We start from the raw sequence: 24394 nt of genomic DNA on the forward strand, positions 1-24394 counted from the left end.
TATATTATTGAGGTAAATTTAATCAAATTCTCACTACCGGAAAGGAAATGTAAGCATTTATCTCAGATTTTAAGCATTGATAATATAAACTGTTGTAAAAATTTAGATCTAGTACTCCTCCGAACTTACTCTCAGTGATTTAAGTTGGATCTTTCAACCAATAAAAAAAGAGCTTTACCGACTTGAATAAAGCTCTTTTTTGATGAAATATATTTTTTAAGGATAATTATCTTTTGCAACATCAAAGGCTTTTCAACGCAGATTCCAGGGCAAGCTCCATCATCGGTTTCAAAGCGCGCTCTCTTTCATCCGCAGAGATCTTTTCGTGGGTCGGGATAATATCTGTTACCGTAAGGATGGTTGCAGCGTTTTTCCCTAGATGCTTTGCATTGGCAAATAATCCGAAAGCTTCCATTTCCACGGCCGGACAATTATATTTTGTGGCAATCGCAGGTACTGCAGGATCTTTCCTGTAGAAAATATCACTGCTGTGAACGTTGATGGATTTTGTTTTCAGGGAAAGTGCTTCTGCAGTCTGGTTAATGGTATTGTAAATGCTACCCTGATGCGGAAGGATCTCGTCTTCTATTTCCCAGGCATATTTCGCATAGGTACTTTCACTGGCCGCATTATCTACATTTAAAATATCGAAAAGCTGAAGATCGGTGCTGTACGCCCCGCAGGTTCCGATCCGGATGATGGTATCCACTTCATATTCCGTGAATAGCTCGAAAGAATAGATCCCGATGCTCGGAAAACCCATTCCACTGGCTCCTACTGTGATTTCCTTTCCTTTATATAAACCCGTATAATAAAATATGCCCCGTGTTTTGCTTACCAATTCTGTATTTTCAAGATATTTTTCGGCGATAAACTGCGCACGAAGCGGATCTCCCGGCTGTAACACGACTTTGGCTATTTGTCCTTTTTCTGCACTGATGTGAATACTCATACTTTTATTTTCAATGAGGCAAAGATAGCAAGAAAATATTTTGGGGATGATTTATACAATAAGTGATTTTGAATGATTGATGTCAGCGAATGTAGATTTAGGCTAAAGCCCGTAACTATTGATATAGCAGATGTCGCGGATTTTCAATCCGTGACTTTACTTGTAGCGCGGATGGCAAATACGCGCTATTGATTTATTTTAACTACTTTTAATGACAATCTAATCTAGATTGATAAATACTGTATTTTATGCTAAATACTACGATAACTTCCTTCAATGAACTTAACAAGTGGTTGTCTGACAACTTTTATTTTGAAGATGGTCACATATTATCAATAAAGGAAAATCCTTTAGAAATTGTAGTTGGTTATAACACAAAAGCAAATTATAAGGCAAATTCTGAAAGACATATTTTATCTTTTAAAATAACTTCTTCTAATATTATAGAATGGGATTTTGATAAAAAATCTGCATTATTAGGAGAAGACAACTACATTGAATCCATAGAATCTATTGAAGTTGAACATGGAATCTGTCTGGAGTTTTTTACACCTGCAATTATCCGACTTACCGCAGAAAATCTTGTTATTGAAGAGCAGGAATTAATAAAAACAACTTTTAAACCCTGGGTTAGTGACAAAGAAATATTTTTGACAAGTGATCTTTATGAAATCCCTAAACCTGAATTTTGGAAGCAGAAATTAAATAAATATGGGCACCCCATATCGTTTCGCTATTATGCAGGTGATGAAAGACTACCGAACCAAGTCCCTTACCCTGATTATCAAGGATACTTTATACAACTTACAGACAAAATTAAGCACACACAAGAAGGTATTTTTCTAAAGCATCTACAAATAGTTAATGGAAAATTAAATTTGAGTTTTGAAAATAAGGATGACGAATTGAAAAAAGTTTGGAATAATTTAACATTGATTCTAGCGAATTTTCCAAATGCCAAAATACATTGCGGAAATTGTGAATTTACGGGAACACAGTGGAAGCAATATTTGTCTGACAAAGTTTTACCAACAATTGAATAACAAGAAACATCCAGATGTCGCGGATTTTCATCCGTGACTTCTTATATATACACATTTACTTTCAGCACGGATTACAAATCCGCGTCATCGACTTTTTTCTTTACAGTGGCCCCGCTTTTAATAGGCACATGCTAGTTTTCTCTTTTTAAAATTTTTTGTTACCTTCGTTTCTATAAAAAAACACACGATTTTAATACTCTTAATATATTAACCTTTAAAATCAAAATGATGGGATTAACAAATTTAAACTCCACCCATTTGAGCAGTGCCAAGATCACTGCGGCCCAGGATGCCATCGCGGCATTGGAATCAGCGCTTGCTGAAATCACAATCAACCTTTCAGCGGAAGACCGCAAACGGTATGGCAGCATCAATGAGCAAAACAAGCTTTTTGTAAACAAAGTCCACGATTACAACCAGAGCCAGCCAGGTCTGAGTTCTCCGGAAGTCGACTGGAACGAGTTCAACAAAGACCACAGCTCCCGCAACGCTATGGAAGCGCTGATTAGCAGGCTCGAAAGCATTATCACGAGACTCAACAATGCGAAAACACTGCATGATTTCGACAATTACCAGTCGGCATTGATGGATTATTCGTATACTGCCTACAAAGCGGGAACTACGGTACCGGGATTTGAGAACAAGTATAAAGACCTGAAACAGTTCTTTGTAAAAAGTACGGGTCCTGCAAATCCGCCTGAAGAAAAAAAATAAAACAGCAACCAAAAATCGCCCCTTCCATTCACGGAGGGGTATTTTTATGATTTCACCTAAACTTTTACTTCACTAGAGAGGTTGTGCCATCATCCGGAGACGTTGTTTACTGTTCCCGATACGTTGATCACAGGTTCGGAGGAGTCTTTTACCGATCCGGAGACGTTGTTTAATGGTCGGGCGGGGTGGTGGAAGCAGTCGCAATAGGTTCCGGACGGGTTCGGAGTGGTCTTTCAACCTGTCCGGATAGGTCTTTTACGTATCCTGACAGGTTACATAACGTATCCGGAGGCATTCATGACGTCGTCGGAGGCATGAACAACCGCGGCGGACTTCTGATGAACGTGTCGGGACAGGTGGTAGGACGTATCGGGAAAGGTTTTTGATGTGGAATTTATGAATGGTAGCGTGCAAATCTTCTTTTTGTTGGCGCGAGCGTCTCGCTCGTGTCCAATATTAGCACGAGCGAGACGCTCGCGCTAGCGGGGGGGATTTGCAATCCGTGATTAATTCTAAGTAGAGTTGTAGATCCATGCAATCTTACCAATTATCTTCAGATTTCCTGTATTTTGAAAAGTCAAAAAAATTAGTAAAAGTATAATTATAAATTCTTGCATCACGTTGTTCAAATGTTTTACGAAATTCATCCTTACCGTTTTTTAAAGTATAATTTTCAATAGGTGATTTTGTATTGCTAATTCCCAATCCCAAATCCATTAATTCATTCAATAAAATATTTGTAATGGTTACTCTGTACTTACCTTCTTTAAAATCGATTTTAAAATTTGCATTAATTGACGAGTTCTGAACATAAATAGTTGTTCCCATCGTTGTTGAACCTGCGCCTTTATAGTCAGCCATCAAATCGCTGAAAGAGCCTGTTAAAGAATCATTATCGGTAAAAATATTTGTAAACTTTCCGGAATTTTTTATAATAGATAAAATCTCGTTTTGTGAAAAAGAAGTTTCATATACTTTTTGCCACTGTATCTGTCTATTTACAGAAGTAAAATTCTCTTTTTGAGCAAGATATAAACAGGGTAATAGCAACAAAAAAATTATAAAATGTTTCATGGTTATAGTTTTGACAAATATAATCATATTCCTCAATCAAAAACCCGATGTCTCGGATTTGTAGTCCGTGACTTTCAAAAAGCGTAATATCGTCATGATTCAATTTAACCACCCCGTCTTAATTTTCCGTAAAATTAAGACGGGGTGGTTTGTTTTCATAGCTTTATGAAATTTATAACCTAACTGCTATATTTGCCGCACGAGCAGGATGCTGCGCCAACGTATATTTATGTAAACTGACAATGGATACCAATCATTTACCAAAGACCATCCGTGAACTTGAATATTGGATGAAAGAACACTGTTTTAATTTCAACAGTTATTCGATCAACGGAAATCCTATTTATGAAGGTATGGGAATCGAACAATCCGGTAATCATTTTACCTGGTATTATACGGAACGTGGACAAAAGCAGGTTCTGGAAACCTTCAACACAGAAGCAGAAATCACAGCGTATGCTTTTAACCAAATTAAATCCGACAAATGGGCGAAAACGCATTGTATCGGTTTTTCAGCGGACATTGGTAAAATTACCGATCTGAAAAATAAATTAGCCTCCATGAACATCGAATACTTTGAAGATAAAATTCCGTATTACGGACTCGAAAGGCCGGTGTACAGAGTATTTGTTTTAGGCTGTGACATCCTGAAAACGGAACATTTAAAAAAGAAATATTGGACAGAGAAATAAAGTGCTCTTTTAAACTTTAACATCTTTTTGTTATTCCATAAGAATCTCAACCCAATATTTCGGCATGTCGAGATTCTTACAGAATGACAAAGTTCACATGCTATTATCAAAAAAAAGAAAATGCTCCCCACCGAAGCAGGAAGCATTTTCAACCCTAATATTTAATATAACTAACCCATTACAAAGAGACCCCTCGTCTCCATGGAATGAAATCATTCTGATTTAAAAGATCGGCTTTGGTTTTGACCTCGCCGCTGGCTACTGTGATGATGTATTCTAACAGCTCGTCTGCCGCCTCCGGGATTGTTTTGTCCCCGCTGATCACGGTTCCGGCATTAAAATCGATAATATCCGGCATTTTTTCTGCCAAGGCTGTATTGGAAGAAATCTTTATCACCGGGGCAATAGGATTTCCCATCGGTGTTCCGAGGCCTGTTGTGAAAAGAACGACTGTTGCTCCTGATCCTACTAACGCAGTTGTACATTCGGCATCATTTCCGGGCGTACAAAGGAGATTAAGACCTGGCTTTGTGGCGTATTCCGTAAAATCCAACACTTCTACGATGGGTGCGGCACCGCCTTTTTTGGCTGCACCTGCCGATTTCATGGCATCGGTAATCAATCCGTCTTTGATATTTCCGGGAGACGGGTTCATATCAAAACCTGATCCTGCAGCGACAACGGATTTTTCAAAATCTTTCATCAGCTGAAGGAACTTCACACCGTCTTCATCGTTGATACAACGGTTCACTAGCTCCTGCTCTACTCCACACAGTTCAGGGAATTCTGCAAGCATGGTGGTCCCGCCAACAGCTGCCATAATATCGGAAACTTCTCCCAAAACAGGGTTTGCGGAAATTCCTGAGAAACCATCTGATCCGCCACATTCCAAACCGATATTCAGTTTGGTAATGGGTGCCGGTTTTCTTTCAATATCATTGGCTTTTTTTATTCCTTCGTAAGAATCTTTAATCACGCCGGTCAGCATTTCGTCGATGGTTCCTGATTTTTGCTGTTCGTACACGACAATCGGTTTTTTATTATTTGGAGCCAACGTGTGAAGGGCATCCATAAAAATCTGCACCTGGAGATTCTGACATCCCAAACTCAAAACTGTTGCTCCTGCAACATTAGGATTGTTGACATATCCTGCAAATAATCTTCCCAATGCTTCGGCATCCTGACGGATTCCGCCACAACCACCCTGGTGCGTGATGAACCTTACGTCTATATTTTTAAATACTCTCGTATCTTCTTCGTCCTCTACCGCAATATCAGAAGTTTCGCCGCCATTTAACAAAGACCTTAATAACAGCTGATGCTTGCTTGCTTTTTCATGCAGCAGTTCTTTTTCAAAAATATCTTTTAGTGTTTCGATATTCTTATTCTCGCAAAAAACCAAAGGAAAGAACAGCCATACGTTTTCCGTTCCCACCTGTCCGTCTTCGCGGTGATAGCCCATGAAGGTACGGTTTTTCCATTTATCTATATTCGGCGGAATCCAGCCTAAAGTTTCGGTTTTACCTTCTACTTTTGCACTTTGGTGTTTTACGTTTTCCGTCGTAATAACTTCTCCTTTTTTGATGGATTGATTTGCCTTTCCAACGATAACTCCGTACATGATGATGTGATCTCCGTCTTCAAAATCGGTGGCCGCAAATTTATGTTTAGCCTTAATATCTTTTACTACGGTATAATCTGCTCCGTCAAGATGTACCGATTCTCCGGCAGGCAAATCCAGCAGCGCCACAATAACGTTGTCTTTGGGATTTACTTTCAGTACTTTCTTTTGCATGATTTTAAGAATTAAATTCTACAAAATTGTTATACGCCGTTTCCATATCATGGTGATCGATTTCGTATAATGCTTTGGCAACCGCTGTGTTCAATCCTTCAACCTGAGTAAGGTCTGTGTCCCAGAACAACGTTTCGGAAAGTGCCCGTTCAGCTACTTTTTCGTAATCTTCATTTGTCCAGATTTCTTTGAATTTAGCGATAATTCCGGCTTCATCATTCAGGGGAAGGGCCTTTTCACCAAAACTTCCCTGGTAGAAACGTATTAAGCTAGCTAAAGAAAAGGTAAGATTGACCGGTAATTTTCCTTTGGTTTCAACGTAAGTTAATAAGCTGGGCAATACTCTTACTTTAAATTTGGAAACAAAATACAGCGCAATACTCGCCAGATAATGTTTGATAAACGGATTTCTGAAACGGTCAAAAACTTCTTCCGCGAAATTTTTCAATTCTGCTTCATCCAAACCTAAAGTCGGGTTAACTTCATTAAAAATGGCATTGCTTAAAAACTTCCCGATAAACAGATTGTCGATGGATTCTTTTACCGTTTCCTGGCCCGATAAAATCGCAGGAGCCAGCATCAAAGTATGTCCACCATTCAGGATTCTTACTTTTCTTAAACGGTACGGCTGAATATCATCAACCACCAAAATCTGCTCGTTGATTTTGTTGAATGGAATTCTTTCATTTAAATTTCCGGCTTCCTGAATTACAAAAAGCAGGAAACATTCAGAAACCACCATCATCTGGTCTTCATAATCCAGCTGATCTTCATAAGATCCTGCATCATCCTTAGGATAGCCAGGAACAATCCTGTCAACCAACGTATTATGAAAATAATTATATTGGTTAATCCATTGCACAAAACGATCTTCCAAATTCCAAAGCTGTGCATATTTCAGGATGATCTCTCTTAAAGCAAATGCATTGTCTTCAATTAATTCGCAAGGGATAATTCTCAATCCTTTATCTGCCGCTCCGTTGAAATGCTTAAATCTTTCGTGCAGTAAAACCGTCACTTTTGCAGGAAAATTTCTGTGCGGACCTTCGTAAGAGGTTTCCGTTTCGTCGTAAGCGATTCCTGTTTCTGTTGTGTTTGAAAATACAAATTCCAGCTCTTCTTCTTTTGCCAGCGCTAAGAATTCATCATAGTCTGAATAAGGATTAACCGATTTTTGAATGGCAGAAATCACTTGCTTTTCATCATGAATTTCTCCTTTTTTAATTCCTCTTGTGAAAAGCGTATATACATTATCCTGCTCTTCCATTTTCTGAATGGAGCCGTTGGGCGTTGCCTGCAAATTGACAATTCCACCTTTCCATTCGGTTTCCTTATTTAATTTATCAATGATATAATCCGTGAATCCTCTCATGAAATTCCCACCACCGAACTGAACGATTTTAATGGGAAGTTTTTCCTGAGCATTGCTTAATTCACGATTTAATTTTTGTTTTATCTGATTTTCCATTTTTCTAATTTGAATTAAATTGTGTTTTTAATTCTGCTAAATCTTGATGCAGGATGTTTTTTAACGCAAAGACCGCAAAGATTTTTTTTAATGCTTGATGTATATTTTTAAGTTCACAAAACAAAGTCTCGCCGATTCTACTGAATCAATTATAAATTGAGGCAAAGTCGTTACTTAGCAAAGAACTCAAAGTTTTTATTTTGACTTAAGAATTTGTTTAAATACTACTTTTGCCAAACCTATAAGGTTTTAAAATCTTATAGGTTTAGTTTTTATTACTAATCACTTTATATTTCGGGACTAGTGTTTTCATTACTGCCCAGGCGATTAAGTAAGCAACCGCACAGACTGAGAAAATGATCATGTAGCCTTTATCAATTCCGTCGACTACAACTGCTCCTGATTTTTCCAGTTGCTCGAAGAAGCCGTCCGGTAGCCTTTCGTTGATATACTGCGGATATTTATCTAATAAAGGAACTCCGTCAACGGTTGTCCATGCTTTATGCGCGTGATCAAACAAAACTCCTGAAGATTTATTGATTAAAAATGAACCGATTCCGCCTGCCATTCCGCCAATGCCAGTGATGGTTGCGATGGCTTTTTTCGGGAACATATCGCCGACAGTAGAAAATATATTGGCCGACCACGCCTGATGTGCTGCGCCTGCTACGCCGATAATTAAAACCGGAATCCAATACGTTATAGAACCTAATGGCTGAGCCAGTAAAGCCAGCAACGGGAAAAATGCAAAGATCAGCATGGCTTTCATTCTTCCATTATAGGCATTCATCCCTTTTTTTTCTACAAAATACTTGGGAAGCCATCCTCCTATAATAGAGAATAACGTAATCATGTACAGTATAAATAAAGGGAATGCACTTTGCGTGGAATCCATTTGGTATACCGAACTTAAATAGGCCGGAGTCCAGAATAAAAAGAACCACCAAACTCCATCTGTCATGAATTTTCCGAAAGCAAATGCCCAGGTCTGTCTGTAGCTGAAGCATTCTTTGAAGGTGAATTTTCTTTCTTCAGCAAGCTGATTTTCTTCAACAGTTATTTCCTGATGATCCTGATTGATATAGGTAAGCTCATGTTCGTTTACTTTATGATGCTCGTGAGGTTTTTTATAATGAAAAACCCAAAGCCCCATCCATACAAATCCTAAGGCACCAATAATGATGAATGCCCATTCCCATCCCATTGATTTTGCAATAAACGGAATAGTAATTGGCGCAGCTAAGGCACCCACCGTTGCACCTGCATTCCAGATACTTGTGGATAAAGCTCTGTCTTTTTTGGGAAAATATTCTGCCGTAGTTTTAATAGCTGCCGGGAAATTACCAGCTTCACCGATAGCCAAGACAAAACGGGCAAAGATAAACAGCGAAACGCTGGTACTGATAATCGCAGATGTATTGGAAACCGTTGCGATCAGTTCTTTTGATCCATGAAAACCTGCCGTCCAGTTTCCTGTGAGGATTCCTGATGTGGCAACACCACAGAATGCATGTAATACGGCTCCTACAGACCAAATACCAATTGCCCAGAGGAATCCTTTTTTCGTATCCATCCAATCAACAAATTTACCTGCGAATAACATTCCCACTGCGTAAAAAATGGAAAATAAGGCGGTTATATTTCCATAATCATTATTATTCCAGTGGAATTCCGGAGCAATAAAATCTTTCCACGTTAAAGATAAAACCTGACGATCCAGATAGTTGATTGTTGTGGCAATAAACAGCAGGACACAAATTGTCCACCTGAAATTCGTTGGTTTAAGTAATTTAACTGAACTCATATTAGTTTTTTGAATTAGTTATTTTTTGTTTTTTATTAATGATGGTATTTGTTTTAACGCAAAGTCCGCGAAGTTTTTTTTGACTACTAACTATTTTTAAGTTCGCAAAGGCGCTCTGCTCAGCTAAGATCGCAAAGTGTTTAGCTTATTTATCATTATTTTAAAGCCTGAATAATATCCAGAACTTTCTTTGTTTCATTTTCAATGGTTGCGTAATCTTTAGCAGCCATAAGTTCTTTGCTTACCAGCTTGCTTCCCATTCCCACTGCAGAAACACCGGCTTTGAACCAGCTTTCAATGTTTTCCTTCGTAGTGTCAACTCCACCGGTCGGCATAAATTTCAGATTTGGAAAAACATCTCTCACCGCACTTATAAAACCTGTTCCTAAAGCGTTTCCTGGAAATAATTTAATGAAAGTTACCCCGGAATTTTCAGCTTCAATAATCTCAGTTGGCGTCATACAGCCTGGACTATACAAGATATCTTTTGGAATTAGAAATTCTGCAACTTCCGCTACAAATCCTGGACTAATGAAAAAATCTGCACCTGCCTTATAGTATTCTTCGGCTTGTTGCAAATTTTTTATGGTTCCGATTCCTAAAAGCATCTCCGGCATTTCTGCATTACGGATTTCGATCATTTTGGTAAAATTGCTTAACGCTGCTTCACCACGGCTTGTATATTCTACTGCGCGGATTCCCGCTTTATAAAGTGATCTCAGTATATCTAAAGTTACCGTTTCATCAGCATTATAATACAGCGGTAAAATCCCCTGATTAATGATGGCGTTGGTAACGGTTTGTATTTTTGTCATTCTATTTTTTATTTTTAATGCAAAAGTGCAAAGTTGGGAGCCGTGTTAGAGCTTAAAGCTCTAACACGGCTGAGGTTCTTACCTTTTTATTCTTCCTCCTGAATTTCCGCCCATTACTTCAAGGATATCTTCTGCACTGCTGTAATTGATATCTCCTAAAATGGTGTGTTTGATGGCACACGCGGCGTTGGCAAAATTCAGTGCTTTTTCGTCATCGAAATTTTGTAAGCCATAAATTAAGCCTGCTGCAAAAGCGTCACCTGTTCCAATTCTGTCGACTACAGGATTTACTTCCAGTAATTCTGTTTCAAAATAATTTCCGTTAACCAGAGCTCTTCCCTGCGTTTGCTGAGAACTCGCTGTAACACCAATTCTTATTTTATCGAAAATTTTATGAATGGAAGGACACTGTTTTTTTAATTCTTCACATGCTTCCAGAAATCCGTTTTGATCTGATGAAAACTGAGTTCCCAGAATTTCGTTGATTTCATTGGTTCCTCCGATGAAAATTGTTGACAGGGAAACCAGTTCTTTCAACACTTCATTTCCTTTTTTACCATATTTCCAAAGATTGGAACGATAAGCAGGATCCGTTGTAATCTCGATTCCCATTTCACGGGCAGTTTCAAGACCTTCTTTCAGTGCCTCATACGCTGCTTCTGAAATTCCGGGGCTGATTCCTGTCCAGTGAAAATAATCACAACCTTCCAAAGCCTTCTTCCAGTTAAGATTCCCGGCTTCAATATTCGCAAAAGAACCGTTTAACCTGTTGTATGCAATTCTGCTTGCTCGAACCGCCGATCCTACTTCTAAAAAATATAAACCTAAAGGATGTTCGTTTTTAGAAATAAAGTTGGTATCAATTCCAACGCTTTTTACAAAAGAAAGTGCTGACTCCCCTACAAAATCATCGGAAACACTGCTGACATGTTTAACCTCACAACCCATTATTGCCAGTGATGCCGCTACATTAAGCTCCGTTCCGCCAAAAAAGAATTCCATTTCGTGACTTTGCTTCATGGTTCTGTTTCCGGGTGGCGAAAGCCGCATGATGATTTCACCGAAAGTAAGTATTTTACCCATAAGTTTTACTAACCTTGATTTTTGAATATCTGTTTTTGGTTTAAATGCAAAGTGCTCAAAGATTTTCTTTTAAAACTTAATGCATATTTTTAAGTTCACAAAACAAAGTTTCGCCGATTCTTATAAATTATATTATAAATTGAGGCAAAGACGTTTGACTACGTCGAATCTTCGATTTCACTTAACTAAGATCTCAAAGTTTTACTATTTTTTTGTTTCTCGCGGATTGAGCACATTACGCAGATTTTTCTAATACAATCATCTGTTAGATTTGCTTAATCTGCGAGAATTCTTATTTAAATTTAAAAATCGAAATAATTTTTGGCATTATGGTAACAAATATCGGAAATTATTTTACCGACATGTTCTATATCGTCCGGCAATTCTCCATTTTTCATTTCTTCCCCGAAAAGATTACATAATACTCTTCTAAAATATTCGTGTCTCGGGTAAGAAAGGAAACTCCTGGAATCCGTAAGCATTCCCACAAAGCAGCTGATTAATCCCATGTTGGAAAGCGCATTCATTTGTTTGATCATTCCGTCCTTCTGATCCAGAAACCACCATCCTGATCCGAACTGTACTTTTCCTTTAATGCTACCGTCATTAAAGTTTCCAATCATGGTTGCGAAAATCTCGTTGTCGGCAGGATTTAAATTATATAAAATGGTTTTCGTTAATTTATCTTTTCCGTCTAACGCATTTAAAAATTTAGATAGATTTTCTGCCTGCACGAAATCTCCGATAGAATCCCATCCTGTATCCGGACCAAGGATTCTGTGCATTCTTTCATTATTGTTTCTTAATGCTCCCAAGTGAAACTGCTGAACCCAGCCGAATTGATGATAGGTTTCACCTAAGAATAATAAAATCGCTGTCTTGAATTGGTTCACCTGTTTTTCAGCGATAACTTTTCCATTCAGTTTATCATTAAAGATTGCGTTCACTTCCGCTTCTGTAGCTTCCTCGTAAGAGATATTATTTAACCCGTGGTCGCAAAGCCGGCATCCGTTTTCGTGGAAGTATTCAATTCTTTTTAATAAAGCGTCACATAATGTCTGGTATGAATTGATTTCAATTCCGGCAGCTTCGCCCAATTTTGAAATGTAATCTGCAAAGTTGTGATTTTCTATTAAAATGGCTTTATCCGGGCGGAAGGCAGTACTGACTTTGATGGAGAAATCACTTTTCGCCAGATCCTGATGATAATTGAGAGTATCGGTAGGATCTTCTGTTGTACACAGAGATTCCACATTCATCATTTTTAATAATCCTCTGGTGGATTTTTCAGGAGTCTGAAGCTGTGCGGTGATGTTATCGTAAATTTCCGAAGCATTGTTTTCATTCAGCAATTCATCAATTCCGAAATATCTTTTTAATTCCAGATGCGTCCAGTGATATAAAGGATTTCTCAGGGTGTAAGGAACCGTATTTGCCCATGCCTGAAATTTTTCTTTGTCTGAAGAATCTCCTGTAATAAATTTTTCGTTTACGCCTAAAGTACGCATGGCTCTCCACTTGTAATGATCGCCGGCAATCCATACTTTAGAAATATTTTCGAAAACAGTATCTTCTGCAATATCTTTAGGAATCAGGTGATTGTGATAATCAATGATCGGTTGTTTTTCTGCAAATCTGAAATATAATTCTTCAGCGTATTTACTTTGTAATAAAAATTGATCTGTTATAAAAGGTTTCATTCTCGTGTAATTCTTTTGTTATTCATTAGCAGGTTTTCCGATAGTGGCGAGAATTCCTCCATCAACATAAATGATCTGTCCGTTGATGAATCTGCTTGCTTCGGATGCCAGGAAAATAGCTGTCCCTGCAAGATCTTCAGGATTTCCCCATCTTCCTTCCGGAGTTCTGCTGATGATAAAATCGTTGAACGGATTTCCATCCACCCTGATAGGTTCAGTTTGTGAGGTGGCAAAATATCCGGGACCAATACCGTTCACCTGAATATTATGTTTTGCCCATTCTGTTGCTAAATTTTTGGTCAGCATTTTCAGGCCTCCTTTTGCAGAAGCGTATGCTACTACATTGTCCCGGCCCAGCTCACTCATCATTGAGCAGATATTGATGATCTTTCCGGATCTTCTTTTGATCATGTATCTCCCAACCAGTTTGGACATGATAAAAGGACCTGTAAGATCTACGTCGATTACTTTTCTAAAGTCTTCTACTTCCATATCAATTGCCGGAATACGTTTGATGATTCCTGCATTATTGACAAGGATGTCTATTTTTCCATGGGTGGCTTCCATCAGAGCTACTTTCTGTGCAGCTTCCAGTTCGTCCGTTACATCAAAAATATAACCGGTTGCTTTGTATCCTTTTGAATGATAATAGTCTAAAGCTTCTTCTAATTTGGACGGAGTTGTACTTGTAATTGCCAGTTCGGCACCTGCAGCTGCAAGACCTTCTGCCATTGCCATTCCTAATCCGTGAGTTCCGCCGGTAACAACTGCTACTTTTCCGTATAAATCAAATAAATTCATTTGAAAAATTACTTTAGTTCGTTTGTTTTGATACCATCCATATCACCGTAATCCATATTTTCGCCAGCCATTCCCCATATAAAAGTATAATTGGAGGTTCCAACTCCTGAATGGATAGACCATTCCGGGGACAAAACAGCCTGTCTGTTGGTCATAAAGATATGACGGGTTTCGTGGGGCTGTCCCATGAAGTGGCTTACCGTCTGCCCTTCTTCAAGATCAAAATAGAAATAAGCTTCCATTCTTCTAGCATGAGTATGTGCAGGCATTGTGTTCCAAACGCTTCCCGGATGAAGTTCCGTCATTCCCATTTGCAGTTGACAGGTTTCCAACACAGAATTTACAATGAGTTTATTTATGGTGCGCTTGTTAGCATACTTTTCTTCACCTAGTTCTACGATTTCAGCTTCATTTTTCGTGATCTTTTTATTCGGGTAACTATGATGTGCCGGAGCGGAATTGATGTAAAAGTAGGATTGTGCATCACCCGCTTTTTCAAAAATCACTTCTTTCGCGCCTTTTCCTATGTATAAAGCTTCTTTGTTGTTCAGTTCATATACTTCACCATCTACTGTTATTCTTCCTGCTCCGCCAACGTTGATAATCCCCAATTCTCTTCTGTCAAGAAAATGCTGCGCTTTCAGATCGTCGGTAGGCTCCAGTTTTAAAGCTTTTGTTGAGGGCATCACGCCTCCTACAATCAGTCTGTCATACATAGAATAGACTAATTTTATCTCGTCTTCATTAAATAGATCATCGATCAGAAACTCCCTCCTGAGATCTTCTGTTGTATATTTTCTTACATCGTCAGGGTGATGGGCGTAGCGAAATTCTGATTTTTGCATACTTCTTATTTTTTGCGGTTTTATCAAAACCAGTTAAACATTGCGTAATCGATTGCATAAATTACACTAAAAATCTTTAGAAATACTTATGGGGATAAATATATAACTATTCTTTAAATCCTTAACAAAAATTTAATTTAAATTTATAAAAAGCTGATTATAAGTTAATAAAGTATAATTGAATTAAGCAATTCTAGAATAAAAACACTTTTTTAGAATTGAGATAATCACCCAAAATATTAAACAGTAACATTTATAATTTAAAAAAACTGAACATATGTAATGAGTTTTTATTAATATTAAAAAACAAAATTCATACAATTCAATATTTAAGTTTGATTAAATTGTAAATAATCTTATTGAATCACAGCACATGAAAAGATGATAAAAATCAGTAAAAAATCTGAAATCTCATTTCTTACATTCAATTTTGGTAAATATTTTACTTCAAAAACTCAGCGATTTTAATTAAATTTTAAGCTAAAAATTAATCAGCAATAATTTTTTTTATTATTTTTTCATCAACGTCATTTTTTAACATAAATTATATAAAACACTATCTTACAGCATTTTAAATAACTTATTTTAATTACTGTTACTTTAAAATGAATAAGCTTCAAACCTGAATTAATGAAAAAATAATATTTTTTTCTTTGCATATTGGAAAATAATATTAGTTTAGAAGCCAAGATATTTGTCATGAAAAATTACGCAATCGATTGCACAATGATAAGCGTTAATTTTTTGAAAAATATTTTCCACTAAAAAATAGAATACTTAAAAATCCACCACAAAACAAAAATTGAAAAAAACTTTCAACCAAAATTAAAACTATAAGGATACAAAATGGATAAAAAAGTACAATCAGTAAAGTGGTTATACCTAACTGCCTTTCTACTTCCTGTCCTTGCTATGGCTCAAGAAAAAGAAACCAAAAAGGATAAAGAAACCAATATTGATGAAGTAGTCCTGGTAGGATACACCAAGGTTTCTAAAAAGGATGTTACCAATGCCGTTTCTTCAGTAAAAGCAGAAGCTATAAAGGATATGCCATCCAACAATGCTGCAGAAGCCATCCAGGGAAGACTTGCCGGTGTGCAGGTTTCCCTGAGCGAAGGATCTCCGGGAGCAGACGTTGATATCGTGATCAGAGGAGGAAACTCCATTACCGGCAGCAATGCTCCCCTGTATATTGTTGACGGAGTTCAGATGGACAATGCTTTGACAATATTATCTCCGAAAGAAATTGAGTCTATTGAAGTTCTAAAAGATGCTTCTTCTACCAGTATTTATGGAGCCAGAGGAGCAAATGGGGTTGTCCTGATCACCACAAAAGGCGGTCGTAAAAGGGCAAAAACATCTATCAATTATAACGGATTTTTAGGAGTACGATCGATCCAGAATACAATTAATGTGCTGGATCCGTATCAGTATGTATTGTATCAGTATGAAATCTACAATAAAGGGGGTGTACAAACGGACATTGATGCCTTTAATAAGAGATACGGAAGTTTTCAGGACATCGGAAAAAACTATGGAAATATTAAGAAAATAGACTGGCAGGATGAGGTTTTTGGAAGAGAAGCTTTCAACTTCACGCATAATATTGCTGTTACGGGAGGGTCTGAAAATTCTTCTTTTTCATTGTCATTAAATAATGTTCAGGAAGACGGAATCATGATTGGATCGGGATTTAAGAGAAATATGGCCAATTTCAAATATGATTATGATCTCTCCAAAAAGCTGAGCATGACGCTCAATGCAAGATACAGCAGACAGACCATCTACGGTGCCGGAACTTCCGCAACAGGATCACAAAGTACCAACCGATTGAGAAATGCAGTAAGATATCAACCTTTTGAGGGAGGACCCGCTCAAAACATTGATGAGTTTGATCCATTATTTGCGAATGAAACCAACCTTGTAAACCCTCTCATCCTTGCTGATAATGAAGTGAAAGAAAACGGCAGAAATGATCTCTTATTGAATGGTGTCATTGAATACAGGATCAATAAAAATTTCACCTTCCGGAGTGTTATAGGATACGTGCAGCGAGACGAATCTGTAAATCAGTTTTCGGGTGTGGTTACCAGTCTCGCAAGACAGAATAATGATCAGCCTGTCGTATTTTTAAGCAAAGCTCAATCAAGAAGAATTACCAATACCAATACTTTAAATTTCAGGAAAACATACGGCAGTCATAAAGTAGATTTCCTTTTAGGACAGGAAACTGTAAAAACCGATGCCGAATCGTTATCAATGAATATCAAATGGCTTCCGAAATCAATCAGTCCTCAGGAAGCATTTGCCAACATCCAGTCGGCCAGTCCGCCTTCAGGGTTGGTTCAGGATAATCCAAGAACAGAATTGCTGCCGGACAGAATCGTATCGTTTTTCGGAAGAGCCAATTATATCTTCAAAAACAAATATATTGTAACAGCTTCCATGAGAGCAGACGGATCAAGTGTATTCGGTCCCGGAAACAGATGGGGATATTTTCCCGCAGCTTCCGTTGCATGGAAGATCAATGAAGAAAATTTCCTGAAAGAAAGCCGTGTTATCAGCGAACTGAAGCTGAGAGCGGGATATGGTCTTTCCGGAAACAACAGAATTAAAGCTTTCCTTTATGATACTTTTTTTACCACGTCATCTGACTACGGTTATGCTTTCGGAACAAATGTAACCCCTGGAGCAACTACAGGTAATATCATGGCTAATAAAAATGTTAAATGGGAATCCGCGACTTCAAAAAATGCAGGATTGGATTTTGGCTTGTTTAAAGGAAAAGTTTATGGTTCCGTTGATGTTTACCAAACCGATACAAAAGATCTTCTTTTACTGGCAAAAATTCCGCAGACAACAGGTTATGAATACCAATACCAGAATTCCGGCAGCACAACCAACAAAGGAATTGAAGTTTCAGTAGGAAGTACCATCATCAGCAATGATAACTTTACCTGGAAAATTGATGCTAACATTTCATCCAACAGAAATACCATCAAAAGCTTAGGAAACAGTGCCTCTGCAAGTTCCAACTACTACCTGTTTCCTTCCGGATGGCAGAATAACCTCAATGATTTCTTAGTACAGGTGGGCAAGCCCGTTGGTACTTACTGGGGATATGTAACCGCCGGAAGGTATGAAATAAATGATTTTGATTATAACCCAACAACCCAGGCTTATACCCTGAAAGCAGGAATCGCAAGTTCTGCAGCCGCCGCCAACGGAGCAAGACCTGTACAGCCAGGAGACCTGAAACTGGAAGACCTCAACGGAGATGGTGTAATTGATAACAATGACATGACCGACCTCGGAAGTGCACAGCCAAAATTCTATGGCGGATTTAACCAGACGTTCCGTTACAAAAACTGGGATATGAGTGTAATGTTTAATTTCTCAGTTGGAAACAAAGTTTACAATGCCAACAAAATCGAATATTCTACCCAATACCTTTACAGGGACAACAATATGCTTGCTGAAGTTGCTGACCGCTGGAGATGGTTTGATGATAACGGGGTAAAAGTAAATGATCCTAATGCTTTAGCTGCACTGAACGCCAATACGACTATGTGGACTCCGCCGGCAGGTGCTTATTTCCTTCATTCGTATGCTATCGAAGACGGCTCTTTCCTTCGTCTGAATAACCTGACCATAGGGTATTCTCTTGGAAAAGACTTTACCAAACAACTAGGACTTTCCAATTTCAGATTATATTTCACCATGAATAATGTATTTACCATTACAGGATATTCAGGATATGATCCGGAAGCCAATACAAGAAGAAATCCTTTAACACCTGGTGTAGATTATGCCGCTTATCCGCGAAGCAGATTCATTTTATCGGGAGTTGATATCACTTTTTAATCTTACTATTATGAAAAAAAATACATTTTTAATAATCGTTTTTTCCATTGCAGGACTTTTATCTTTTAATTCCTGCGAAGAGTATCTGGACGTAGAAAGCTTATCCAATACTGCTGAAAAACAACAGTTTGATTCAGTTTCTGACACCTTCTCTGCATTGGTAGGAGTGTATAACAGCACAATGGGTGACAATACATACGGACAGAGAATGAATCTTATCCTTTCGCAATCGGGAGATGATATGAGAACTTCAGGAGATTACAATGCCAATGACAGAAGAGGCGTTAGCTGCTTCGGTGCCATTCCTACCAATACTGAACTTCTTAGACCTTTTCTGGATACCTATGCTGGTATTGAAAGAGCGAATCTTGTCATCAAAAACATTCCGCTTTCTCCGGTTTTCCAGACAGGTTCTGAAGCGGATAAAAAAATGATGAACAGGTATCTGGGGGAAGCCCTTACTTTAAGAGCACACTTTTATCATGATCTTATTAAAAACTGGGGTGACGTTCCTTTTCAGGATGTTCCTTCTGCAGATCTTCCCGATCTTTATCTGGCTAAAACAGACAGAGATATCATTTATGATAAAATTCTGGATGACTTATTAAAAGCGGAAAGCCTCGTGCCATGGAGATCAGAAGGAGGTACTACTCCACAAAGAATTTCGAAGGCTGCCGTAAAAGGTTTAAGAGCGAGAATCGCATTAGCAAGAGCGGGATATTCGTTGAGAAGAAATCCACAGATGATGATGCAGGGATCTAATCCCCAAAAATATTATCAGATCGCTTATGACGAATGCAAAGACATCATCAATTCCGGGCAGCACCAGCTTAATCCAAGCTATGAAGGATTATTCAGATCACTGCATACCAACAGTCCGGATACCACCAATGAAATCATTTATGCAATCGGAGCATTCGGAGGGAATTCAAGAACAGACAGTAAAATCGGATATTATAATGGTTTAAGACATGATGACACAGACTGGAAATCTTCAGGAGGGATCAATGCCATTCCGGTTTATTTTTATGAGTTTACCAAATATGATGTAAGAAGAGATGTTAATATTGCTATTTTCAGGGTAAGTACTTCAAAACAGGAAGAACTCCAGACATCAATCAACTGGAACGACGGTAAATTCAGAAAATCGTGGACTTCCATCACAGGAACTTCCCAAAACCTGGGAATCGACTGGCCTCTGTTACGATATTCCGATATTCTTCTCATGTTTGCGGAAGCCGATAATGAGCTGCATAACGGTCCGTCCCAGGAAGCTATCAATGCTGTGATGGCCGTAAGACAAAGAGCTTATGCGGGGAATTTAGGCCAGGTTGGAACCATTCCTACAGACAAGCCCGGATTTTTTAATTATATCGTAAAAGAAAGAATGCTGGAATTCGGAGGTGAAGGATTAAGAAAATACGATCTCATCCGTTGGAATCTTCTGGAAACAAAAATCAATGAAACCAGACAGAAACTTACCCAGTTTATGAACGGAACGGGAGCTTATACCAACGTACCGGAATATATTTTCTATAAAAAACCTGCTAGCGGCGTTGCCAATTATGCACCTGCAAAAACAGCACAGCAGAATGTTCTGGATATTGATTTCTATCTCAACGGAATTGCAAAAGACGATGTATTCTACAGTCCTAACCAAAGTGTTGCAACGCCATCAGGATATACAAAAGTAAACTGGAGGCTGGCCATGACACAATCCTACATCAGCGGAGATCCCGTGAAAAGTTATGCTTATTATTTCCAGCCGAACAGGAAGGAACTTCTGCCCATTGCAGCAGATGTAATCAACTCCAATTATAATCTTACACAGGATTACGGATATTAGAAAAAGTTTCACATTCATATCAGAAATACAGGCTTCTGCCAAAAGCGGAAGTCTGTATTTTAACTAAAAATGATTTAATGAAAAGCTCCCCATTTTTTAAAAATCTGAAAGTATTTTTAATGATTCTCACAGCAATATTTAATTTTCTTTCTTTTAAAACTGCCGACCGACTGATCGTGGTTTCAAAAGACGGAAAAGGTAATTTTACTACCATTCAAAAAGCTGTGGATGCCATTGAAAACAATTCTTCCCGGAGAACAAAAATCATTATTAAAAAAGGAATTTATGAAGAAAAAATCATCATTCCTGAAACGAAAGGAGAAATTATTTTAGAAGGAGAAAATCCTGAAAATACTTTAATAACCTTTAATGATTTTGCCTCTAAAAAAAATCAGGAAGGAAAAGATATCGGAACCACAGGTTCTGCTACCCTTTTTATATATGCCGACGATTTCACAGCCAAAAATATCTCGTTTGAAAACAGTTCCGGAAAAGTGGGACAAGCTGTAGCAGTTTTAACGGCAGGTGACAGAATTGCTTTTGAAAACTGCAGGTTCCTCGGAAATCAGGACACCTTATATTTAAAAGGAGCACAGGATCTTGAAGATAAAACCCAACCTTCAAGAAATTATTTTAAAAATTGCTATATCGAAGGAACAACTGACTATATCTTCGGAGCAGGGACCGCTGTATTTGAAAATTGCATGATCTATTCCAAAGAAACCGCAAGCTATATAACTGCAGCGTCTACCCCAAAGGAAAACAGCTTCGGGTTCGTATTTATTAATTGTAACATTGCAGGCAATGCAAAAGAACATTCCGTATACCTCGGAAGACCATGGAGACCTTTCGCCAAAACGGTTTATATCAACTGTATGCTGAATTCAACGATAAAACCTGAAGGATGGCACAACTGGAATAAACCGGATGCCGAAAAAACGGCTTTTTACGCAGAATATGATTCAAAAGGTCCAGGAGCTAATCATATCTCAAGAGTCAGCTGGTCACATCAGCTCACCCAGACCGAAGCAAAAGAATATACCCCAGGCAATATCCTAAAAGGAAAAGATAACTGGAATTTCAAAAAAAATTTAAAATAATCCAGCCGTTCATCAACAAATATGCTCAGTTATGACAAAAAACTTCTGCATACTTTTACTAACAGCTATTTTTTGTGGCATTTCAAATGTTGCTGAAGCCCAGAATGTCATTAGCTTTCCGGGTGCTGAAGGTTTCGGAAGATACACCACCGGAGGACGCGGCGGTAAAGTTTATTTCGTAACAAAATTAACCGACGACGGCTCTGAAGGAACTTTAAGATATGCCCTGGATCAAAAAGGCCCGAGATATATTATTTTCAGAACCGGAGGAACCATTTATCTGGAATCTCCGTTAAAAATACGGGAAGGAAATGTAACCATTGCCGGACAAACCGCTCCGGGAGACGGCATCACAGTAGCCAACTATGAAACTTTTGTAGCAGCAGACAACGTCATTATCCGGTATATGCGTTTCAGAATGGGCGATCTGAAAAACTATGAAGGTGATGCTTTAGGAGCAAGGTTTATTAAAAACTTAATCGTTGACCACTGTTCCATGAGCTGGTCTACCGACGAAACAGTTTCGATCTATGCCAATGAAAACACAACGCTTCAATGGTGTATCATTGCGGAAAGCCTCAGAAATTCAGTACATCAGAAAGGTGCTCACGGATATGGTGGTATTGCAGGCGGGAAATTTGCGTCTTTTCATCATAATGTTTATGCCCATCATGACAGCAGAAATCCCAGACTGGGAGAATACGCAGGAAGCAAATTTGCTTTAACAGACCTTACCGATTTCAGAAATAATGTCATTTACAACTGGGGACACAACAGCATGTATGGCGGCGAAGGAATGAATGTGAATATCGTCAATAATTATTATAAGCCAGGTCCGGCCACGATGACGAGAAAAAGAATTGCCGCTATTGATAAAAATGAAAAGCCGGAAGCCGAAGTATATAATATCTGGGGAAAATACTATATAAATGGAAATGTGATGGAAGGCAGTTCGGAAGTCACCGAAGACAACTGGACAGAAGGCGTATTCAGCCAGATGAACCGTTACAACTTAACAGACGAAGACAAAAATACAATCAGAATAATCCGTCCACATAATATATCGAATAATGTAAAAACCCACTCTTCAAAAGAAGCTTATGACAGGATCTTGAAAATTGGAGGATCGAGTCTTGTAAGAGATATCATTGATCTTCAGATTTTAAAAGATATTAAAAACGGAAGTTTTACACATCAGGGTTCAAAAGGAAGTACAAACGGAATTATAGATTCCCAGAAAGATGCAGGCGGATTTCCGGATCTGAAAACCGGACAGCCGATTATTGATTCAGATATGGACGGAATGCCCGATGAATGGGAAATCAGAAACAAACTGGATCCCAAAACATACAATGCCAACGGAAGAGATTTAGATAAAAACTACGATAATATTGAAATGTATTTTAATGATATTGTACAAAGGATAACCGAAGCACAAAATTAATGTCCATAAAAACTAAAGTGTAATCAATTTAAAATATTAAAAAAGAATGAATTTTATTCAGAATCATATTAAAATTTACGCCATTACCGCTTTATGTTCAGGAATTTTCTTCTCATGCGCTCAAAAAGCCTTACACAATTCCGGTGAAGCAAAAACAGTAACCACAACAGAAAAAATCCCGGTTGATCTTCCGTGGTCACAGCGAATGCTTCTTTCCGAAATGAAAAGATTTCCCGAAGCCTGGATGCTTGATTATAACAAAACTCCGAAATGGAGCTATCCTACCGCTATCGTCCTGGAAGGTGCCGAAAGAATATTTGAAAAAACCGGCAATCAAGAATATTATCAATACATTTCTACGTTTGGAGAAACCATGATAAAAGAAGACGGAAGTATTCTTTCATACGATCTTTCAAAATACAATATCGACATGCTGAACTGCGGCAACGTTCTTTTGTATTTATACCAGAAAGAAAAGAAAGAGAAATATCTGACAGCATTACAGACCCTCCGTTCTCAGATTGACGGACAGCCGAGAACTTCAGAAGGAGGCTTCTGGCACAAAAAAATTTACCCTAATCAGATGTGGCTGGATGGATTGTACATGGGTGAGCCATTCTATGCTCATTATACCAACATATTCAGCAAAGGTGCGGATGCAGAAAAAGCGTATAACGACATCGTGAATCAGTTTGATCTTATCCAGAAACATCTGCTCGACAAAAAAACAAGGCTACTCTATCATGCATGGGATGAAAGCAGAGAACAACAGTGGGCCGATAAGAAAACCGGACTTTCCCCGAACTTCTGGTCCAGAGCAATGGGTTGGTACGGTATGGCCATCGTTGATGTATTAGATTACCTTCCACAGAATCATCCCGGAAGAGTAAGATTGCTTTCTTATCTGAAATCATATTGTGACGCTGTCATTAAAGTTCAGGATCGCGAAACAGGATTGTGGTATCAGGTTTTGGATAAAGGCGGCGAAAAAGGAAATTATCTGGAAGCTACCGGTTCATCCATGTTTGTTTACACCATGATGAAATCCGTTAACAAAAATTATCTTCCGAAATCCTATAAAAAATTTGCTAAAAAAGGGTACGAAGGCATTCTTAAAAATTTAATTACTGTCGATGAAAACGGAATGGTAAATCTAAACAGATGCTGCGCCGTTGCAGGTCTTGGAGGAAATCCATACCGAAGCGGTTCCTACGAATATTATATTAACGAAGAAATCCGGTCCAACGATCCGAAAGGAACCGGACCATTCATTCTGGCAAGTCTGGAATTTGAAAAGTAATTTGTTAAACAGTTTGCGCTCCCTGTGTTAAATAAAGACAGATTAAATCTGATT

General features: G+C 38.3%; 19 protein-coding genes. 9 read left to right on the forward strand and 10 right to left on the reverse strand.

Going from position 1 to position 24394, the window contains the following annotated elements; genetic code table 11:
* Positions 1 to 241: 241 nt before the first annotated feature.
* The gene (gene deoD, locus U9K52_RS08105; RefSeq protein WP_322925907.1) at positions 242 to 952 is read right to left on the reverse strand and encodes a purine-nucleoside phosphorylase; all 711 of its coding nucleotides are present in this window, start codon (positions 950 to 952) and stop codon (positions 242 to 244) included.
* 248 nt (positions 953 to 1200) lie between these two features.
* Here deoD and U9K52_RS08110 point away from each other — a divergent pair, with 248 nt between their 5' ends.
* From U9K52_RS08110 to U9K52_RS08120, 3 genes are all read left to right on the forward strand, one after another.
* Positions 1201 to 1995: a hypothetical protein gene (locus U9K52_RS08110; RefSeq protein WP_322925908.1), complete on the forward strand. Its 795-nt coding sequence runs from the start codon at positions 1201 to 1203 to the stop codon at positions 1993 to 1995.
* Positions 1996 to 2223: 228 nt separating this feature from the next.
* Positions 2224 to 2709, forward strand: a complete 486-nt coding sequence (locus U9K52_RS08115; RefSeq protein WP_323673786.1) for a hypothetical protein — start codon at positions 2224 to 2226, stop codon at positions 2707 to 2709.
* A gap of 188 nt (positions 2710 to 2897) precedes the next feature.
* Positions 2898 to 3095 (forward strand): hypothetical protein, encoded by a 198-nt coding sequence (locus U9K52_RS08120; protein ID WP_322925910.1) that lies wholly within the window; start codon positions 2898 to 2900, stop codon positions 3093 to 3095.
* A 154-nt stretch (positions 3096 to 3249) separates the two neighbouring features.
* Here the strand turns inward: U9K52_RS08120 and U9K52_RS08125 are convergent, their stop codons facing one another.
* The gene (locus tag U9K52_RS08125) at positions 3250 to 3810 is read right to left on the reverse strand and encodes a hypothetical protein (protein ID WP_322925911.1); all 561 of its coding nucleotides are present in this window, start codon (positions 3808 to 3810) and stop codon (positions 3250 to 3252) included.
* 215 nt (positions 3811 to 4025) lie between these two features.
* Here U9K52_RS08125 and U9K52_RS08130 point away from each other — a divergent pair, with 215 nt between their 5' ends.
* Positions 4026 to 4475 carry a hypothetical protein gene (locus tag U9K52_RS08130; RefSeq protein WP_322925913.1) on the forward strand — a complete coding sequence of 150 codons (450 nt, stop codon included), beginning with the start codon at positions 4026 to 4028 and terminating at the stop codon, positions 4473 to 4475.
* Between the two features lie 178 nt (positions 4476 to 4653).
* Here U9K52_RS08130 and U9K52_RS08135 read toward each other — a convergent pair whose 3' ends face one another.
* The 8 genes from U9K52_RS08135 to kduI all read right to left on the reverse strand — a co-directional run bounded on the left by U9K52_RS08135 (position 4654) and on the right by kduI (position 14786).
* Positions 4654 to 6270 carry an altronate dehydratase family protein gene (locus tag U9K52_RS08135; RefSeq protein WP_322925914.1) on the reverse strand — a complete coding sequence of 539 codons (1617 nt, stop codon included), beginning with the start codon at positions 6268 to 6270 and terminating at the stop codon, positions 4654 to 4656.
* A gap of 4 nt (positions 6271 to 6274) precedes the next feature.
* On the reverse strand, positions 6275 to 7738 hold the full coding sequence (locus tag U9K52_RS08140; RefSeq protein ID WP_322925915.1) for a tagaturonate reductase: 1464 nt from the start codon (positions 7736 to 7738) through the stop codon (positions 6275 to 6277).
* A 265-nt stretch (positions 7739 to 8003) separates the two neighbouring features.
* The gene (locus U9K52_RS08145; protein ID WP_263602359.1) at positions 8004 to 9542 is read right to left on the reverse strand and encodes an MFS transporter; all 1539 of its coding nucleotides are present in this window, start codon (positions 9540 to 9542) and stop codon (positions 8004 to 8006) included.
* 155 nt (positions 9543 to 9697) lie between these two features.
* Positions 9698 to 10357, reverse strand: a complete 660-nt coding sequence (gene eda, locus U9K52_RS08150) for a bifunctional 4-hydroxy-2-oxoglutarate aldolase/2-dehydro-3-deoxy-phosphogluconate aldolase (RefSeq protein WP_322925916.1) — start codon at positions 10355 to 10357, stop codon at positions 9698 to 9700.
* A gap of 78 nt (positions 10358 to 10435) precedes the next feature.
* A complete protein-coding gene (locus U9K52_RS08155) occupies positions 10436 to 11440 on the reverse strand; it encodes a sugar kinase (protein WP_322925917.1) in 1005 nt (334 codons plus the stop codon).
* Between the two features lie 302 nt (positions 11441 to 11742).
* A complete protein-coding gene (gene uxaC / locus U9K52_RS08160) occupies positions 11743 to 13140 on the reverse strand; it encodes a glucuronate isomerase (RefSeq protein ID WP_248394753.1) in 1398 nt (465 codons plus the stop codon).
* An 18-nt stretch (positions 13141 to 13158) separates the two neighbouring features.
* The gene (locus tag U9K52_RS08165; protein WP_322925918.1) at positions 13159 to 13941 is read right to left on the reverse strand and encodes a gluconate 5-dehydrogenase; all 783 of its coding nucleotides are present in this window, start codon (positions 13939 to 13941) and stop codon (positions 13159 to 13161) included.
* An 8-nt stretch (positions 13942 to 13949) separates the two neighbouring features.
* The gene (gene kduI, locus U9K52_RS08170; RefSeq protein WP_263602355.1) at positions 13950 to 14786 is read right to left on the reverse strand and encodes a 5-dehydro-4-deoxy-D-glucuronate isomerase; all 837 of its coding nucleotides are present in this window, start codon (positions 14784 to 14786) and stop codon (positions 13950 to 13952) included.
* 846 nt (positions 14787 to 15632) lie between these two features.
* Here kduI and U9K52_RS08175 point away from each other — a divergent pair.
* From U9K52_RS08175 to U9K52_RS08195, 5 genes are all read left to right on the forward strand, one after another.
* Positions 15633 to 18650, forward strand: a complete 3018-nt coding sequence (locus U9K52_RS08175) for a TonB-dependent receptor (protein ID WP_322925919.1) — start codon at positions 15633 to 15635, stop codon at positions 18648 to 18650.
* Between the two features lie 10 nt (positions 18651 to 18660).
* Positions 18661 to 20496, forward strand: a complete 1836-nt coding sequence (locus U9K52_RS08180; protein ID WP_322925920.1) for a RagB/SusD family nutrient uptake outer membrane protein — start codon at positions 18661 to 18663, stop codon at positions 20494 to 20496.
* Between the two features lie 77 nt (positions 20497 to 20573).
* Positions 20574 to 21596: a pectinesterase family protein gene (locus U9K52_RS08185; protein WP_322925921.1), complete on the forward strand. Its 1023-nt coding sequence runs from the start codon at positions 20574 to 20576 to the stop codon at positions 21594 to 21596.
* 31 nt (positions 21597 to 21627) lie between these two features.
* The gene (locus tag U9K52_RS08190) at positions 21628 to 23040 is read left to right on the forward strand and encodes a hypothetical protein (protein ID WP_322925922.1); all 1413 of its coding nucleotides are present in this window, start codon (positions 21628 to 21630) and stop codon (positions 23038 to 23040) included.
* 46 nt (positions 23041 to 23086) lie between these two features.
* Entirely contained in the window at positions 23087 to 24340 is a 1254-nt protein-coding gene (locus U9K52_RS08195; protein ID WP_322925923.1) for a glycoside hydrolase family 88 protein, read from the forward strand.
* The last annotated feature ends 54 nt before the right edge of the window (positions 24341 to 24394 follow it).

It is taken from the genome of Chryseobacterium sp. MHB01 (genome assembly GCF_034651565.1).
Taxonomy (GTDB): Bacteria; Bacteroidota; Bacteroidia; order Flavobacteriales; family Weeksellaceae; genus Chryseobacterium; species Chryseobacterium nepalense.